The organism is Neobacillus sp. DFD-2R, from assembly GCF_057747865.1.
In genome coordinates this window covers 4,911,727-4,928,797 of the sequence record NZ_CM173228.1, presented here as the reverse complement: position 1 = coordinate 4,928,797, position 17,071 = coordinate 4,911,727, and the positions used below count along the sequence as shown (strand labels likewise).

Genomic DNA, 17,071 nt, shown 5'->3' with positions numbered 1-17,071 from the left:
GAAGGAGCATGCATTTACTTGATTTAAAAAATGTCAAAGCAAACTATGGGGGCATTCAAGCGCTAAAGGATATGCATTTATTTGTTGATGAGGGAGAGATCGTCACCTTAATTGGAAGTAATGGCGCAGGGAAGTCTACAACATTAAAATCGATTAGCGGACAAATAAAATTAAAAAATGGAACCATCCATTATAAAGGTAAGGATATTACGAATGTCCCGGCCCATCAAACGTCCTTACTGGGGATCGCACAAGTTCCGGAAGGAAGGAGGATCTTCCCTAAGCTAAGCGTGAAAGAGAATTTACTTATTGGTGCTTTTTCAGTAAAAGATAAAAAAACGGTTGAAACAAGAATGGAACGAGTTTTTCACTATTTTCCTAGATTGCAGGAAAGGCTCGATCAAAAAGGAGGAACCATGAGCGGAGGCGAGCAGCAAATGCTGGCGATTGGCCGGGCATTAATGATGAATCCGCAATTATTGATGTTAGATGAGCCTTCCATGGGACTGGCCCCGATTATTGTAGAACAAATATTTGAAATCATAAAAGAACTTAACAAAGAGGGTATGACTATCTTACTGGTGGAGCAAAATGCCTTTCAATCCTTACAAATTGCCGATAGAGGTTATGTGATCCAAACAGGTGAAATTGTTCTTGAAGGGTATGGAAAAGAGCTAATGACCAATGAACAAGTCCAGGAAGCGTATTTGGCATAAGGAGCTGCTTTATTTCAAAAAAATCCAGGTGGCTTGGATTGATTACATTGAATACAAAAAACGAGTTTGGGAGCCCGGACTCGTTTTTTATTTTTTTTGCAACCATAGTTTTAAAATTTTCTTGTATGATGTGAACTAATCGAGCGAAGAACATTCTAAAATATATGCACACGGCACCTAATTTACCCGTAGGATAGAATGAGAATAAAACGGGGAGGTCAAGGTATGTATCCTTATACAAATTATCATGATGCTTTAAATAGACCATCGAATAAATTGATTAATGACGTTGAAAAGGCCATTAATGGTGAGTATAGCGCCATACATTGTTATGGCAAGCTGGCAAATTTAACTTCGAGTGTGGATGAACGAAAACGGATACTTGAAATTCGTAAGGATGAAATAAAACATTTTCAACAATTTGAAAAGATTTTTTTGAGTCTCACCGGGAAACAACCTCAGCCAAAGATCGTTGAAGAATGTCCTAATGTTTATTTAGATGGCTTAGAATTTGCACTGCAGGATGAGCAAAAAACCGTGGATTTTTACATGGAAATAGCCGATAGTTCCACAAATCAACACATCAAACAAGCATTTCTTCGTGCAGCCGCGGATGAACAAAATCATGCCGTGTGGTTCCTTTATTACTTTTCAAAAAATAAAAAATAGTTCAAACGTTTTAATAAATCGTTCTGTACATTTTGACGGAAATGATACGTTGGATATACTTCACACAAAGTGATCGAAAAGCAAATTAAAACTCTGAGATAGCCTCTTTTAAAAAATTCGTAAAAATAATTATTTCATCGGTTTCTACTTTCGTTAACAAATAAGTTGTAGATTTGGGTGGAGCGACTTTATTTGGCTTGATTTCTACTAATTTATTCGTTCGTACTTCATCTTTAACCATTGTCAGCGGTAAATAGGAAACGCCCAGCCCTTCTTCGATAAACCGTTTTGTTACTTCTACCTGATCCACTTTCATTGTTCGAATAGTGGGATATTCCTTTTTAATGTCGTTTAAAAGCTGATCCCAATAGTTTGGATGGTTGTGTGTGATCAACCTATATTGATGCAAAGCCATCTTTTCATCTAAATAATTTTCTTCTGTATCAACATTAGGCCCGACCAATATAACCGGGTCTTTATGGACAATTTCACTCTTAATATTTGTTTGTAGCGGTTGTATCCTTGTTAATCCCAAGCCAGCTCTTCCGGCACTGACTTCTTCTCCAATTTCATAGGATTTAAGAACATTTATGATCACCTCTATATCAGGATTTTTATCGATAAAATTCCGTAACAGTGAAGGGAGAAGAGAGGAGGCAATCTGTGGTGCAGCTGCAATAATAAGCTTCCGTTGATACCCTTGTTTCCACGCTTCAAAGTCAACTATTCCTTGCTCATATTTTGCAATAATCTCTTTTGCATAAGGAAGAAACTTATAACCTGCTGAAGTAAGAACAACGGTTTTTCCCATTCTTTCAAACAACTGTATATTAAGATGTTTTTCAAGCAATTTGATGTGTTTGGTTACAGCAGGCTGGCTTAAGAACAGTTCTTCTGAGGCTTTTCGAAAATTCTCATACTCAGCACTACTAATAAATGTTTTCATCCATTTTATTTCCACAAAATACTTCTCCCATTGTTTTAATAACAAATTGTTATTAAAAACTGTATTTTTTGTTAATTCCCATTATAAATAATATTCTTTATAATTCAATTAACAAAATTAAAGGGGGAGTTACATATGACTAGCAATCACTCTATACAATCCGTTGTTGAAAAATTTAATGAAAATGCCAATCAATATGATTCTCAACGAAGCAAATTGATTCCTTGCTTTGATGATTTTTATTCGATTCCTGTATCAATCATGCAAACTCATAAAATAGCCCCAAATATCCTTGATATTGGGGCAGGAACTGGTTTGTTTTCATCCTTTATTTTAAAAAAATATCCTGAAGCGAATATAACGCTCATTGATATTTCTGAGAAAATGATTGATATCGCGAAAAAACGGTTCTCCTGTAGCTCAAATATAAATTATATTATTGATGATTACACCTCGCATGAATTTGATACTACCTTTGATATTATTGTATCGTCTTTATCCATACATCATTTGACTGATAAGGAAAAAAGAAGTTTATATAAGCGAGTTTATTCTTTATTAAATAAGGATGGAATGTTTCTGAATGCTGACCAGGTGTTGGGGCGCACACCTTTTCTTGATGCCATTTACAAAAATGATTGGAAAAACAAGGTCGAAAACAGCGGCTTAACACAAGAAGAAGTCCAATCAGCCTATGAACGGACAAAATTGGATAAGATGTCCCCGTTAGATGACCAATTAAACTGGTTAAAAGAAAGTGGATTCGAGGACGTGGACTGTATCTTTAAATATTTTAATTTTGTTGTCCTTTTTGGAAGGAAATAATGGAGGAAGCTCCAAAAATAATGTTAAAAGCAGTGAGATTTCATACAAAAAAAATCACTGCTTTTATTAATGATTTTGATTATTGAAAATACAATCCGATTTGCTTATAGAGCCCTTAAAAGTAGAAGAATTATTGTAATAATTATTGCCACTGTAATAATTAAAGGACCTAACCCTGAACTATATACAAAGTATACAGTAATGTGGCGTAACCCATTCACAGCAAGAAATATAAGTAAGGTGAAGGTCAAAAAAATGATTAGAGCCGTATTTTTATTTCTGTTCACAACATCCAGCCCCTTTCATAAGCAAAAGACATCTAGTTCAATTATATAAATTCTTTTAGTCTTTATAACAGCCAAAATCCATTCAGTACATATTGGACGGACCATCTTTATTAATGATCTTTCCGTCATTGGAAACCGGCACCAACTAATGTCATCTCCCCCTTTCCTGCTTGTCTTACGAAAAAATGTCGATATTTATCGATAAATATTATTTCGGTGTATCCGCTTTCAGTTGGTAAAATCGATTCTGTCTATCGAATATTTAAAATATTTAATCTTTTGCCAATACCTATTTTGAAGAAGTACCAGTTATCTTAGAAACGCACTCGGAGGTATTTTTAATGCAGCAGATACGCACTAGAAAAATAACAAGGAGAAAAACAGTAAAGAAAATACAGGGAAAAACCGTTCGTTTAAGTATCGGAATTCAGGAATCGATTAGAGATGATTTTCGAGATGCAGTAGAAAGAAACGGAAAGACAATGAAGGATGTATTAACGTTATATATGAAAAAATACATTTGGAAACAAGGAGAATTACAGAGAAATAGGCAAAAAAGACACCATTCTATTGAATAATGACATTTCCGTTTTTTAATTTGCCGCCAACCTTTGGAACTAAAAAGTAAAGAGCTCTTCTCAATTGAGAAGGGCTCTTTACTTTTGCCGGAATGGGGTTTTTACTCTTTTTTACGATATAGGCTGTTTTTTTTTCCATAAGATAGGGTTTCCATGTAAAATAAAATGGAAATGACAGAAATCAAAGGAGTTGTTATGGTGAATCAACAAATTACTACGTTTTTCATGTTCGCTGGCAAGGCTGAAGAGGCAATGAATTTTTACACCTCCGTTTTTGATCAATCTGAAATAAATAATGTTTTTCATCATGAAAATGGAACTGTATTACATGCAGTTTTTACATTAAAAGGACAAACATTCATGTGTATTGATAATAGCAGCGGGCAAGAACATTCTTTTACTCCTGCAATGTCATTGTTTGTAACATGTGGTTCAGTAGAAGAAATAGATGAGGTTTTTGAGAAGTTATCTCTGGAAGGGCAAGTGTTAATGCCGTTAGATGAAACTCCGTTTAGTGAACGGTTCGGTTGGGTACAAGATAAATATGGCGTTTCTTGGCAATTAAACCTTGTGAAAAACTAAGACATAAAAGGGTTATGTAACCGCCAATCGGAAATACTTATTGAGGTTGACCTACTTTCCTCTGAAACCATAGCAGTAATATATGACAAGGAGAAATAAATCGAAGGAGTGAAGAAAATGTCTGTTGATGTTTATCTTAATTTTAATGGAAACTGCCGTGAAGTTGTTGAATTTTACGCACAGGTTTTTGGAACTGAAAAGCCAAATATTATGACTTTTGGAGAAATGCCGCCTAACCCGGAATACCCTCTTCCGGAGGAAGCAAAAAATTTAGTTATGCACACACGGCTAAATATTGATGGAAGCACTGTAATGTTTTCAGATGTTTTTCCCGGTATGACTTTTATTGAAGGGAACAACATTAGTCTTTCATTTGTCAGTAAGAACATGGATGATGTAAAATCATCCTTTAATAAACTGAAGGAAGGCGGCACTGTTAGCATGGACCTTCAAGAAACATTCTGGAGTAAATGCTACGGTCAATTAACAGATAAGTTTGGAATCCATTGGCAATTTAATTATGACAATGGAGAAATGGGAATGTGATTAAATGGAAAAAATCCAAAGGAACTTGGGGATTCCTAGCTCTTTACATTTTTTTATTAAAACCAATGCGTTTAGTAAAACATAAAACGTAACAATCATGGTAATAAACATCTTTGTATTAGAATTTTTACTTTTTCTTATTTGTAAGTATTTGCATAACCTTATTGTTAGTATACCGCTACGCTTAAAGCAGGACAGCCCCTGCTTTTTTACGAATTAAAAACTGAAAATATTGAAATGAGAATAATTTCATATTGTGAAATTAGATAATTTTAACTAAAATATACTAGTATAGCAAATGATAAAAAAGTATTAAAGGTTTTTACCGTTAATTTGTGTTTTAGTAGCATTCACTTGCTATTTAACCAATTTATACAAAAAGGGGAGAAGCACATTTGAAGAAAATTAGTTTGGCTTGGCAAATTTTCATTGGACTGGCTCTTGGTATTGTTGTCGGTGCGATCTTTTATGGAAATCCGCATGTGGCAGATTATCTTCAGCCGATTGGAAATATATTCATTCGCTTAATTAAGATGATTGTTGTTCCGATCGTTATTTCAAGTCTTATCGTTGGCGTTGCAGGCGTTGGTGATATCAAGTCCTTGGGGAAGCTTGGGGGGAAAACCCTTCTTTATTTTGAAATCATTACGACGATCGCCATTGTAGTAGGACTTTTGGCGGCGAACGTGTTTCAGCCGGGTGCAGGCGTCGATCGCTCCCATTTAACGAAAACGGATATTAGTACCTATGCGACTACAGCTAAAACAACAGAATCCCATTCGATGGCCGACACATTTGTGAATATTGTTCCGACTAATATTATTCAGTCACTGGCAAATGGTGAGATGCTTGCCATCATTTTCTTCTCTGTCATGTTTGGACTAGGTGTAGCAGCAATCGGAGAGAAAGGAAAGCCGATTATCGACTTCTTCCGAGGAACAGCAGATGCTATGTTCTACGTAACAAATCAGATTATGAAAGTTGCTCCAATCGGTGTGTTTGCTTTAATCGGTATCACCGTATCCAAATTCGGATTAACTTCATTAATTCCCCTTGGGAAACTTGTTCTTGTTGTATACGGTGCCATGATATTCTTTATTCTTGTAGTTCTTGGATTAACTGCAAAAATTGCCGGGGTTAACATTTTTAAATTTATCAAGTATTTAAAAGACGAATTATTATTAGGTTATTCAACAGCGAGTTCGGAAACTGTACTCCCAAGAATTATGGAAAAAATGGAGAAGCTCGGTTGTCCAAAGGCGATTACATCCTTCGTTATTCCAACCGGCTATTCCTTTAACCTTGATGGTTCCACATTATACCAAGCGATAGCGGCACTTTTTATTGCCCAAATGTATGGAATTCACATGAGTATCGGGCATCAAATCACACTGGTTCTGGTATTGATGCTTACTTCCAAAGGGATTGCTGGAGTTCCGGGTGTATCGTTTGTCGTTTTACTTGCAACATTAGGAAGCGTTGGTATTCCGGTAGAAGGACTTGCTTTTATTGCCGGGATTGACCGGATTCTGGATATGGCCCGTACAGCAGTCAACATTGTTGGAAACTCCCTTGCTGCCATTGTCATTGCGAAATGGGAAGGCCATAAGCTCAAAGACGAAGTAGAAGAAAAAGTAGCATAAAGATAAGACAACCTATAACGAAAAGAAAAGGCGTCTGCTCCTAATTAATTAGGGACAGGCGCCTTTTTTGCGGTGACAGGCACCTCCGTAACAATTGTGTGTTAGGTTTTGTTACATGATTGTTGAACTGTAGGGCAAATAAAATTACCATTTTGTTTATATTAAGAAAACTAAATCATTGTAAAAGGACCTACCGAATTCTAATTATGGGGGAATGGGCGTGGAAAAGATCCGTTATCGAATAAAAGTGGCGACTATTAATGAGCTGCCAAGAAAATTAGGTAAAACTGTAAAAATTGGGCCGCTTGAGATTGCTCTCTTCCGTCTTGCAAATGGGGAAATTCGAGCCATAGAAAATCGTTGTCCGCATAAAGGGGGCGTTTTAGCTGAAGGGATAATTAGCGGGAAGAATGTCTTCTGCCCGATGCATGATTGGAAAATTAGTTTAATAGATGGAAAGGTCCAAGCGCCTGATGTCGGATGTGTCAAAACTTATGAAACTGAAATCCAGGGCGAGGACGTAATCGTGATTCTATAAGGGCAATTCATCTAGGTAAAGCAGCGGGAGGAATCCCCGCTGCTTTTTTGGTGCCTGTCACTTCGAATACACGGCTGTGTTACGTTTTATTACAAGTGTGTTAACTTGTGAACAAATTGTGACCAAAATCACCAAAAAGAACGATATAACCAAAATATTGTCAGATTATTTGTGAAATTTATATACTATGTTTAGGTGATAAACATGTTGGATCACTTTCAAATATTAGGTTTTGTAAGTGTTTACAAATTTATGATTAATAAAATGGGGGGAATGGTTGAATGAAGATCAATTTTAAGAGTCTGACAACACAGGTTTTGATTGCTATTGTTTTGGGAATTATCTTTGGAGCCTTGTTTCCGAAAACAGGGGCGGAATTGAAGGTATTATCTGATATTTTTGTTAAAATGATCAAGATGGTCATTGCGCCGATTATCTTCTTAACTATCGTAGTGGGAATTGCGGGTATGGGGGATATGAAGAAAGTCGGACGGATTGGCGGAAAAGCAATTCTTTATTTTGAAATCGTTTCCACTGTCTCCTTGGCTTTAGGAATTCTGTTTGCGACCGTGTTCAAGCCTGGAGCAGGAGTGAATGCACACAGCGCGAAGGGTGACATTACCCAATTTACAAAAGCAGCAGCACAGGGAAGCCATGGTATTATGGATTTTATTATGGGAATCATACCTGATAACTTTATGGGTGCTTTAGCAGGCGGCCAGCTCCTTCCAATTCTTTTCTTGGCAGTACTTTTTGGAATTGCGTTATCCGGACTTGGCGAAAAAGGAAAATCTGTTATTGCACTATTTGAAAAACTATCGGACACATTCTTTCGGATTGTTAACATTATTATGTATTACTCTCCAATTGCAGCATTTGGTGCAATCTCCTATACGATCGGTCAATTCGGGATTGGTTCACTCGTATCCCTTGGAAAATTGTTTGGTTTAACAGTATGTGCGATGGTCGTATTTATTGTTGTTGTACTCGGTGCGATCGCGAAATTCTATCGTTTTAACATCTTCAAGTTTATCAGTTATATCAAAGACGAAATCTTTTTAGTTCTTGGTACATCATCATCTGAATCCGCTTTGCCAAAAATGGTTGAAAAGCTTGAGAAATACGGCTGCTCCAAGTCTGTTGTTGGTCTTGTTATTCCTACGGGTTACTCCTTTAATCTCGATGGAACATCCATTTATCTTTCCATGGCAGCACTGTTCATTGCTCAGGCATTTGGGGTAAACCTAAGCATTGGACAAGAAGCAACGTTACTTGGTGTTTTGATGCTTACTTCAAAAGGGGCAGCAGGTGTAACAGGTTCCGGCTTTGTCACCTTGGCCGCGACTTTGGCTGCGTTCCCAAGTGTTCCGGTGGAAGGAATAGCCTTGCTACTAGGCGTTGACCGTTTCATGTCTACTGCCCGTGCCCTGACCAACCTAATTGGCAATGGTGTAGCAACAGTTGTAGTATCCAAAATGGAAAATGAGTTCGATGAGAATATGTTAATTGACCAATCCGTTGAGAAGACTGCTTAACTATCGTTTACAAGAATTGAGTATAAAAAGATTTAGCCACGGATTCCGTGGCTGTTTCTTTGCTTATAGGAAAATAAGTTGTCTATAATGAAAGAAAAAGTTTTAAAGGAGAGCATTCATGCAGCCAATCCGCGTAATGATTGTCGAGGATGATCCGATGGTAATGGAGATTAACGCTGAATTTGTTTCCAAGCTGTCGGGCTTTGAGTTAGCAGGAAAGGCATTCAATGGCAAAGAAGCAATCTCGTTAATTAAAGAATTACGTCCTGATCTCGTTCTGCTAGATTATTTTTTGCCGGACACGAATGGACTTTCTCTATTACAGGACATTCGTACACATAACTATCCAATGGATGTCATTCTTCTAACCGCCAATCGGGATCCGCAGCATATCCAGGAGATTTTTCGGGCAGGTGTTGTGGATTATATCGTCAAACCTTTCCAATTTGATCGTTTTCAAACAGCACTGGAACAGTACCGCCTTACATTTAGAAAATTTAAGGAAAATAGGCCATTTGATCAGGCGGATTTGGATGCCATCAAAAGAATCCAGCCATATCAATCCGAAGTATTATTTGAAGAGCTTCTGCCAAAAGGGTTGAACGATCGAACCTTGCAGCAAATCCTGCAATTTTTAGAAGGACAAGTGGCACCGCTTTCCTCTGAAGATGTTGCCTCAGGCACAGGGTTAGCAAGGGTAACGGTCCGCCGTTATTTAGAGTATTTGGAGAAAAAGGGCGATATCGTAATGGAAGTTCAGTATGGCTCCGTTGGCAGGCCAATCAATAAGTACAGGTTATAAGTCGACCCAAAAAAACACCGTGAAAGAGGGGATACCTGTGCGAAGGAAAAAGCCTCTGCTTAGTCTTCAAACGACCATTACCTTACTGGTTTGCAGCGTTGTGGCCTTGGCATTATTTGTGACGGACCTGCTAATCAGTGAAGAAGTTGGGAATACTACACAAAAAAATCAGGAAGAAAAAGCATTAAATATTGCCAGGATGGCCGCCCATTCTTCCATTATCGTGGAAGCCCTGAGCGGCAAGCGAAGCGAGCTGGACATTCAAAAGTATGCCAATGAAATGACAAAAATAACGAATGTCGAATTCATCGTGGTCATGAATATGAAGGGGATTCGAAAATCACATCCTAATACGAATCAGATTGGCCAAAGGTTTGTTGGTGGCGATGAGGGTCCTGTGCTCCATGGCCATGAACATATCTCCACGGCGAAAGGTACGTTAGGATACTCTTTGCGGGCCTTTACACCAGTCCGTTTAGCGAATGGAAAACAAATTGGCGCTGTTGCAGTTGGTATATCCTTGGATAAGGTAATGCAGGACGTAAGGAACAGCAAAAAAGTTATCTATTTAGCCGTTATTTTCGGAGTATTAATAGGGGTGATCGGGGCTATTATTTTAGCGCGTAAAATAAAAAGAAGTATGTTTGGACTTGAGCCCTTTGAGATCGGAAAACTACTTGAAGAGCGAAGCGCTATGCTGCAGTCGACAAAGGAAGGAATTCTGGCGGTCGATCAGGACGCACGCATCACATTAATAAATAATGAAGCACTGCGGCTATTCGAAGAAGCAGGGATCAAGGACAATCCGGTTGGGCACTTAGTGGAGGAATACATACCGCAACTTCATTTAAAAAACGTGCTGAAAACAGGCAGCCCCGGAATAAACGAAGAGATTGATTTATCAGGCATTACCTTACTGGCAAATCACCTGCCAATCAGTGTGGGAAGTCAAATTGTTGGAGCGATTACCACGTTTCGTGATAAAACTGAAATGAACCTGTTAGCGGAAGAGCTTACTGGTGTGAAGCTCTATGCGGAAGCTTTAAGGGCACAATCCCATGAGTTCATGAATAAGCTTCACGTTGTTCTAGGACTGGTTCATTTACAGCGTTATGAAAAGCTAGCCGAATACATTAACCGGATCTCAGACCATCTTCAAAATGAGGTCGGGTATATCGTAAGTAAACTAAAGGACCCGGTTTTAGCCGGATTCATTCTCGGAAAAATGAGCTATGCAAGAGAATTCGGTGCTGAACTATCCTTCACGGGAGAAGGTGTACTTCCCGAACCAAAAATGCCTGAAGTGACTCACGAATTAATCACGATTTTAGGAAATTTGGTGGATAACGCTTTAGAGGCTCTTACAGAGCAGGAGAACAAAAAGCTTTCGGTTCATTTCGAATACGATGATTTTGAACTTTTATTAGAGGTAGCTGATAATGGTCCCGGAATAAAGGATGAAATCGTAGACAAAGTATTTACAAAAGGATTTTCTACCAAAGGAACCAATCGTGGAATCGGTTTATTTCTAGTCAATCGAAGCTTGGAAAAACTGCATGGTAACATGGAGCTTCAAACGAAAGCCGGAGAAGGAACAAGATTTATATTTACGATTCCCTATCCAATCAAAGAGTAAAGTTAGAAATTTTTTAAACTGCAGGAGGAGATTAACTTGTCAATAGGAACAGGTACAAGCACACATATTATTATGCGCTTACAATTAGATGTTGAGGTTTTTTCGTTTGGCGAAATTGCCAGCTGTATTAGTGCTGCAGGTGGAGATATTATCGGAGTTGACGTTATTTCCTCAAGTAAAACCCAATCGGTTCGCGATATCACGGTAAATGTTCATGGAATAAAGCAAAGGGAGCTCATTGGTGAGTTGCTTCCAAAGCTGAAAGGTGTCAAGGTATTGCAAATTTCCGACCGTACCTTCCTTATGCATATCGGTGGAAAAATTGAAACAGCGCTAAAAACCAGGATTAAGAACCGGGAGGATTTGGCCAGGGTATATACTCCGGGTGTAGCGAATGTATGTACCGCGATTGCAGAAGAGCCGGAAAAAGCGTATTCATTGACAATTAAACGGAATACCGTTGCTGTTATCTCGGATGGAACGGCAGTCCTCGGACTTGGTAATATTGGACCGTCCGCTGCGATGCCTGTGATGGAAGGAAAGGCCATGCTCTTTAAACAGCTCGCAAATGTCGATTCCTTCCCAATCTGTTTGGACACGGAGGATACAGAAGAAATTATACGTACTGTGAAAGCGATTGCACCGGCATTTGGGGGAATCAACCTAGAAGATATTTCAGCACCTAGATGCTTTGAAATTGAAGAAAGACTGAGGCAAGAGCTTGATATCCCTGTGTTCCATGATGATCAGCATGGAACAGCAGTGGTTCTTCTTGCAGGACTTTTAAATGCCTTAAGAATCACCGGGAAAAGGATTGAAGATATCAAGGTAGTGTTCACGGGAATAGGTGCAGCAGGAATTGCCTGTACAAAAATCCTTCTATCCGCAGGTGTTCGCAATATTATTGGGGTGGACAGACAGGGTGCTATTCACCGTGATGTTCACTATGAAAATCCTCATTGGAATGCCTATGCAAAGATGACCAATCCGGATAATCTAAAAGGAACACTTTCAGAGGTGATTGCCGGGGCAGACGTATTTATCGGTGTCTCCGCTCCCGGAATTTTAACAGTCGAGGATGTAAAGAGTATGGCAAAGGATCCGATCGTGTTTGCCATGGCCAACCCTCAGCCGGAAATTGATCCTGAACTTGCTGAGCCGTACGTGAGGGTGTTGGCAACCGGCCGGTCCGATTTTCCAAATCAAATCAATAATGTACTTTGTTTTCCGGGAATTTTCCGCGGTGCTCTGGATTGCCGTGCAAGTGAAATTAATGAGGAAATGAAAGTAGCTGCAGCTCAAGCGATTGCTTCCGTTGTAACGGACGAGGAGCTGAATGAATCGTATATTATCCCGAGTGTGTTCAATGACAAGGTGGTAAAGCGTGTACAAGCAGCAGTTGTCAAAGCGGCACAACAAACAGGAGTCGCACGTAAAGAACCGCGCGTTTAGAAAACATAATGTTATGAAAGCTGCAAGTGAGGTGCCTGTCCCGGGATGTTTAGGGACAGGTACCTTTTTCGATTAAAAAATTATAGCGATACTCCCGCTAACCACTGTTACGCAACCTTTATCGCCTTCCCAAATGGTACTTTAGGCAGATATTCATCAGGAACTAACCAGTAAAGTTCAAAGTCTACATGTTTTATTTCTTCATAAATATAACCCGTTACATCCGTAATATAAAATAGTGTATCAATCTGTTCATTTTTGGCCCATTCAAGTACATCGGTATAGGAAGATTTTCCGTGTGTATAATATTTGATGGTATCGGATTTCACAGGGGTAATGCTGCGTATTTTAAAGTCTGCCTGAACGAGAATGGTATCGGGTTTAACCGTTTCAAATAATTTCACAATGTTATTAATGAGTATGGAACGAACTTCGACCGTAGAGGTATCAACTGCAAGGGCTATTTTTTTATCTTCTCTTTTTTGGATCATCGATAAAATCCTCATTTGCCATTTCAAAATAAACCATCTCCCTTTGTTGAATGAACAACAGTTTTTAGTTTGTATTTTCTACGGAAAAATATGTTGGTTAATCCTTCTAACATTCATTTCTGAAACAGCTTGTGGTAATCTGGGCAATATATATAATAAAAAACTAATGCCATGGAGGGTTAATAAGTGAAAAAGTGGGCGTTTGTTTCTGATTTTGACGGTACTATTTCGAAACAGGATTTCTATATCATCATGATGGACAAATACTTCCCGGAAGGCCGTGAGCTTTTTAAAAAATGGAAAGCAGGGGAGATGATGGATATAGATTTCCTAGGCACTGTTTTTAAATCCATCAATCAAGAGGAAGAAAAAATTATTGAGGATACGTTATCCATCCCAATAGATGAGTATGTGACCGATTTTATTAAGAAGGTACAAAAGAATGGTGCGGATTTTTATATCTTAAGTGCCGGAACAGACTATTATATTTATCATATTTTGAAAAAATACGGTGTTGAAAATGTAAAGGTTTTTTCAAACGAAGGCTACTACCGTGAAAAAAACGTCCATATGAACATTGACAAAAATCAGTGGCATTATTCCGAGCGATATGGAATCGACAAATCCAAGGTGATTCAGAAATTGAAGGAAGAGTATGAAACTGTTTATTTTATCGGTGATAGTGAACCGGACTCGCACCCTGCAAAAGTTGCCGATGTTACCTTTGCTAAAAACGGTTTACAAGATCTGCTGCGTGAACAAAAGCAGCCTTTTATTGCAGTGAATGATTTTAAAGAGGTTGAAAATTATTTGGTTGAAAAAGGGGTAATGCCTTCGTGACGACTGCTGTAACGAGTGTTCCGATACCTGCGATTTTAGAGATTGGTGAAGGCACAGTTTTTAATCTGGATAAGATATTGAAACAACACGGCTTCATGAATGCCGTATTCTTGTTTGATGATTTTACGTTTCAAACGTATAAACAAGATATACTTAATTCGATTACCTTAACCAAAATAACAGCTCTCCTAATGCCTTCGAATATGGACATTCAGGAGTTGATTAAAAAGGCTTTTGAGATGGAGCGATATGATGTTGTCATTAGCATGGGCGGCGGGATGGTAATTGATTACGGAAAATATATTGCCTTTTCACGAAGAAGCCCCTTCCTTAGCATACCGACTTCTGCCTCCAATGATGGTTTTGCCAGTAGCAATTGCTCCCTTATTGTGAACAAAAAGAAAACAACTGTTCCTGCGAGGGTGCCATATGGGATTATTGCCGACCTCGAAATCATCCGACATGTTCCTGACCGATTTATTTTGGCGGGGATTGGTGATTTGATGTCCAACATCACGGCCCTTTATGATTGGGAGTTCGAGGAAAAGCATGAGGTCGCTCGTGTGAATCATTTCGCCTATATGCTCAGTAAAAAAGCAGTTAATAGTTTTATTCGGACGCCTATGACCAACATAAAAGACCCTATTTTCCTAAAAGAACTCATCAGTTCGCTTACGCTTGGCGGTATTTCAACTGTCATTAGCGGGAATAGTTCACCTATAAGCGGTTCAGAGCACCTGATTTCCCATGCGCTTGATAAAATTTCAAAGCACCCCCAAATGCACGGAATTCAAGTCGGTATCGCTACCTATATAATCGCAAATATTCAACAGCATCGTGCTGAACGAATGACAAAAATTTTTACGAGAACGGGCTTTTTTGATTATGTGAAAGGGCTGAGTTTAAATAAAGAAGAATACCGTCAAGCCATTGAACTGGCTCCAACAGTTAAACCGAACCGATACACCTATTTGCATAATGAGGTGTATCGGAAGAAAGCGCTGCAATTTTTGGATGAGAATAAGACATTACAAGAAATTTTTCGATAATGTAAAAATCGTAGGACAATTCTACGATTTTTTTTATTAATTGGCTATGTTAAAGCTCATTGTTGATTTTGCTCACTATGTTGATTGGAGCGGAAGGCGCGAGACTCCAGCGGGAAAAGCGGGTCAAGGGAGACCCCGCAGGCGCGTCATGCGCCGAGGAGGCTCCCTGGCCGCCCGCGGAAAGCGAATGCCTGGAGCGGAAATTAACAGGCAAATTTAATAGAGCCTATTAATTAAAATTTGCAAGCTCATTTTGCTTAATTGAGCCCGGTGCAAATGGCCAACTAGCAAACAGCTTTTTTTTCGAGTTTACAAATCCATTTATAATATCCTAACAAAATAAGCAAGAGAATCGGGTTAAGAATTACTGCATGCCAAATCTTCCACCAGCCGTAATGGAAGTAACCCCATGGCTCAGGAAGTAAGGTTACTATTTCGTAAATTAAAATAACAATAACAAAAAGAGCAACAAAAAACATTTTTTTAATGACAGTGTTTTTATGAGGATACCAATTTAAAAATATTATATTAGCAGCCGGTACCAAAAAAATATGCGGAAGCACTCCTGTCCATTCCACTCCTTTGGCAAAATACCAATATCCGTGGTATTTGAATTCTACAAACAAATCAAAAAGTGACTGGAAAGCAATTGTAAATGTCCAAATATGAACAATTTGGTTCGCTGTCAGTTTTTTGTTAGTCTTAAAGGCAATAAAGTTATATACGATTATCGCAGCTATTAGTCCTATCATAGATATTTCCTTTTTAGTTTAAATTACCCCGAATGAAGGACCCTATACTAAAATTACCAAATCTCTGGAAATTAACTTTTCAACAAAACTCGACAAATTTGCCGAACCCATTCCTAGGGCCTTTTTTAAAATAAAAGTGTACAAGCATGGGGTTTAGCCAATTCACTTTCCTAAATCACTCATATTTATATAGGAATAAAACTTTTAGGAGATGTGTTGGCAATGCGAAGAAGAAAAACGATACCTCTCTGTATTTTTCCGGGATATCGATGGTGCGGTCCGGGATGCAGCGGACCGGGTGCTCCAATTAATGATGTTGATGCCTGTTGCCAGCGGCATGATCTATGCCTTAGTAAAGGGATTGCATCATGCCGCTGTGATTACGAATTTATGGGATGCCTTCGCAGGAAAATGAATCCCCAAACACAAAAAGGCAGGAATGCAACTTTAATGTATCAATTCATGAAAATAAAAACATCGTTTACCTGTGGACGGTCTAAACGGTATTAAATAAATAGCATCATAAGAAACGGTTGTCAGGAAGATAGCCGTTTCTTTTTTCCTTCAGCTAAAAAAATTCAAAAAGTAAAGGGATGAAAAAAATGTTAAGCCATATAAATGTTAAATCAGCAGTAAAAGTTAACTAGGGGGTAACAGAATGATATTGAGGAAGTATTTGTCTCTTTTAGGAATTGGATCAGCACAGATTGATCTCGTCCTTCAAAAGGTAACATATAGGCAAGGTGATTCTGTTCAAGGTTATTTTTTAATTAAAGGAGGAACAATTGAACAGCAAATCAAACAAATTGAATGTGAGCTGGTCTTAATCGACAAAGTCAAGAAAAAAGAAGAAGTAATTGACACTACTACTATTTTGTTAACAACCCGTATTGATCCTGAGGAATCAAATAAAATTGAATTTACTTTTCAGCTGCCCGGTTCGGTCCCCGTTTCCTCGGAAAAAATATCGTACCGTTTAAGGACAAAACTTACTTTTACAAAAGGTGTTGAAAGCTTTGACCAGGATATTATAAAAATTATAAGTAAGGTTTAGAAGTTTTGTTCAATCAATAAGAAAGAAATCCCAGTTCTAATGAAAAAATTCCATTAAATAACAAATTACCTCTTGAAACTTAAAATCGAATGAATTAAGATAAAAGGACGATGATTTGAAAGGGTGACCA

Annotated in this window: 20 protein-coding genes; 16 read left to right on the top strand and 4 right to left on the bottom strand. The window is 38.3% G+C overall.

Going from position 1 to position 17,071, the window contains the following annotated elements:
- Positions 1 to 8: 8 nt before the first annotated feature.
- Complete coding sequence (locus tag AC3ANV_RS24750; protein WP_488311248.1) at positions 9 to 716, top strand: ABC transporter ATP-binding protein; 708 nt, start codon at positions 9 to 11, stop codon at positions 714 to 716.
- A gap of 225 nt (positions 717 to 941) precedes the next feature.
- A complete protein-coding gene (locus AC3ANV_RS24745) occupies positions 942 to 1,385 on the top strand; it encodes a ferritin family protein (RefSeq protein ID WP_488311247.1) in 444 nt (147 codons plus the stop codon).
- 85 nt (positions 1,386 to 1,470) lie between these two features.
- Here the strand turns inward: AC3ANV_RS24745 and AC3ANV_RS24740 are convergent, their stop codons facing one another.
- Complete coding sequence (locus AC3ANV_RS24740; RefSeq protein WP_488311246.1) at positions 1,471 to 2,346, bottom strand: LysR family transcriptional regulator; 876 nt, start codon at positions 2,344 to 2,346, stop codon at positions 1,471 to 1,473.
- A gap of 120 nt (positions 2,347 to 2,466) precedes the next feature.
- Between AC3ANV_RS24740 and AC3ANV_RS24735 the strand changes: the two genes are divergently transcribed.
- Both AC3ANV_RS24735 and AC3ANV_RS24730 read left to right on the top strand, forming a co-directional pair.
- Positions 2,467 to 3,156 carry a class I SAM-dependent methyltransferase gene (locus tag AC3ANV_RS24735; RefSeq protein WP_488311245.1) on the top strand — a complete coding sequence of 230 codons (690 nt, stop codon included), beginning with the start codon at positions 2,467 to 2,469 and terminating at the stop codon, positions 3,154 to 3,156.
- A 628-nt stretch (positions 3,157 to 3,784) separates the two neighbouring features.
- Complete coding sequence (locus AC3ANV_RS24730; protein ID WP_488311244.1) at positions 3,785 to 4,021, top strand: hypothetical protein; 237 nt, start codon at positions 3,785 to 3,787, stop codon at positions 4,019 to 4,021.
- Here AC3ANV_RS24730 and AC3ANV_RS24725 read toward each other — a convergent pair.
- Complete coding sequence (locus AC3ANV_RS24725; RefSeq protein WP_488311243.1) at positions 4,011 to 4,160, bottom strand: hypothetical protein; 150 nt, start codon at positions 4,158 to 4,160, stop codon at positions 4,011 to 4,013. The two genes, AC3ANV_RS24730 and AC3ANV_RS24725, sit on opposite strands and share 11 nt — an antisense overlap.
- A gap of 56 nt (positions 4,161 to 4,216) precedes the next feature.
- Between AC3ANV_RS24725 and AC3ANV_RS24720 the strand changes: the two genes are divergently transcribed.
- From AC3ANV_RS24720 to AC3ANV_RS24685, 8 genes are all read left to right on the top strand, one after another.
- Positions 4,217 to 4,603 (top strand): VOC family protein, encoded by a 387-nt coding sequence (locus tag AC3ANV_RS24720; protein ID WP_488311242.1) that lies wholly within the window; start codon positions 4,217 to 4,219, stop codon positions 4,601 to 4,603.
- Positions 4,604 to 4,720: 117 nt separating this feature from the next.
- Positions 4,721 to 5,149, top strand: a complete 429-nt coding sequence (locus AC3ANV_RS24715) for a VOC family protein (RefSeq protein WP_488311241.1) — start codon at positions 4,721 to 4,723, stop codon at positions 5,147 to 5,149.
- A 395-nt stretch (positions 5,150 to 5,544) separates the two neighbouring features.
- Positions 5,545 to 6,792, top strand: a complete 1,248-nt coding sequence (locus tag AC3ANV_RS24710) for a cation:dicarboxylate symporter family transporter (protein ID WP_488311240.1) — start codon at positions 5,545 to 5,547, stop codon at positions 6,790 to 6,792.
- 214 nt (positions 6,793 to 7,006) lie between these two features.
- A complete protein-coding gene (gene nirD, locus AC3ANV_RS24705) occupies positions 7,007 to 7,330 on the top strand; it encodes a nitrite reductase small subunit NirD (RefSeq protein WP_488311239.1) in 324 nt (107 codons plus the stop codon).
- 281 nt (positions 7,331 to 7,611) lie between these two features.
- On the top strand, positions 7,612 to 8,865 hold the full coding sequence (gene dctA / locus AC3ANV_RS24700) for a C4-dicarboxylate transporter DctA (protein ID WP_488311238.1): 1,254 nt from the start codon (positions 7,612 to 7,614) through the stop codon (positions 8,863 to 8,865).
- A gap of 118 nt (positions 8,866 to 8,983) precedes the next feature.
- Positions 8,984 to 9,667, top strand: a complete 684-nt coding sequence (locus AC3ANV_RS24695) for a response regulator (protein ID WP_488311237.1) — start codon at positions 8,984 to 8,986, stop codon at positions 9,665 to 9,667.
- A gap of 37 nt (positions 9,668 to 9,704) precedes the next feature.
- Positions 9,705 to 11,303, top strand: a complete 1,599-nt coding sequence (dcuS, locus tag AC3ANV_RS24690) for a DcuS/MalK family sensor histidine kinase (RefSeq protein WP_488311236.1) — start codon at positions 9,705 to 9,707, stop codon at positions 11,301 to 11,303.
- 72 nt (positions 11,304 to 11,375) lie between these two features.
- A complete protein-coding gene (locus AC3ANV_RS24685) occupies positions 11,376 to 12,755 on the top strand; it encodes an NAD-dependent malic enzyme (RefSeq protein WP_488314331.1) in 1,380 nt (459 codons plus the stop codon).
- 107 nt (positions 12,756 to 12,862) lie between these two features.
- Here AC3ANV_RS24685 and AC3ANV_RS24680 read toward each other — a convergent pair whose 3' ends face one another.
- A complete protein-coding gene (locus AC3ANV_RS24680; RefSeq protein WP_488311235.1) occupies positions 12,863 to 13,273 on the bottom strand; it encodes a VWA-like domain-containing protein in 411 nt (136 codons plus the stop codon).
- A gap of 159 nt (positions 13,274 to 13,432) precedes the next feature.
- Between AC3ANV_RS24680 and AC3ANV_RS24675 the strand changes: the two genes are divergently transcribed.
- Positions 13,433 to 14,086 carry an MtnX-like HAD-IB family phosphatase gene (locus AC3ANV_RS24675; RefSeq protein ID WP_488311234.1) on the top strand — a complete coding sequence of 218 codons (654 nt, stop codon included), beginning with the start codon at positions 13,433 to 13,435 and terminating at the stop codon, positions 14,084 to 14,086.
- Positions 14,083 to 15,135, top strand: coding sequence for an iron-containing alcohol dehydrogenase family protein (locus AC3ANV_RS24670; protein WP_488311233.1), 1,053 nt, complete (start codon positions 14,083 to 14,085; stop codon positions 15,133 to 15,135). The genes AC3ANV_RS24675 and AC3ANV_RS24670 overlap by 4 nt, the downstream gene beginning before the upstream one ends.
- A gap of 284 nt (positions 15,136 to 15,419) precedes the next feature.
- Here AC3ANV_RS24670 and AC3ANV_RS24665 read toward each other — a convergent pair whose 3' ends face one another.
- Positions 15,420 to 15,887, bottom strand: coding sequence for a hypothetical protein (locus AC3ANV_RS24665; RefSeq protein ID WP_488311232.1), 468 nt, complete (start codon positions 15,885 to 15,887; stop codon positions 15,420 to 15,422).
- Between the two features lie 211 nt (positions 15,888 to 16,098).
- Between AC3ANV_RS24665 and AC3ANV_RS24660 the strand changes: the two genes are divergently transcribed.
- Positions 16,099 to 16,302, top strand: a complete 204-nt coding sequence (locus tag AC3ANV_RS24660; RefSeq protein WP_488311231.1) for a hypothetical protein — start codon at positions 16,099 to 16,101, stop codon at positions 16,300 to 16,302.
- Between the two features lie 243 nt (positions 16,303 to 16,545).
- Positions 16,546 to 16,941: a sporulation protein gene (locus AC3ANV_RS24655; RefSeq protein ID WP_488311230.1), complete on the top strand. Its 396-nt coding sequence runs from the start codon at positions 16,546 to 16,548 to the stop codon at positions 16,939 to 16,941.
- Positions 16,942 to 17,071 lie beyond the last annotated feature (130 nt).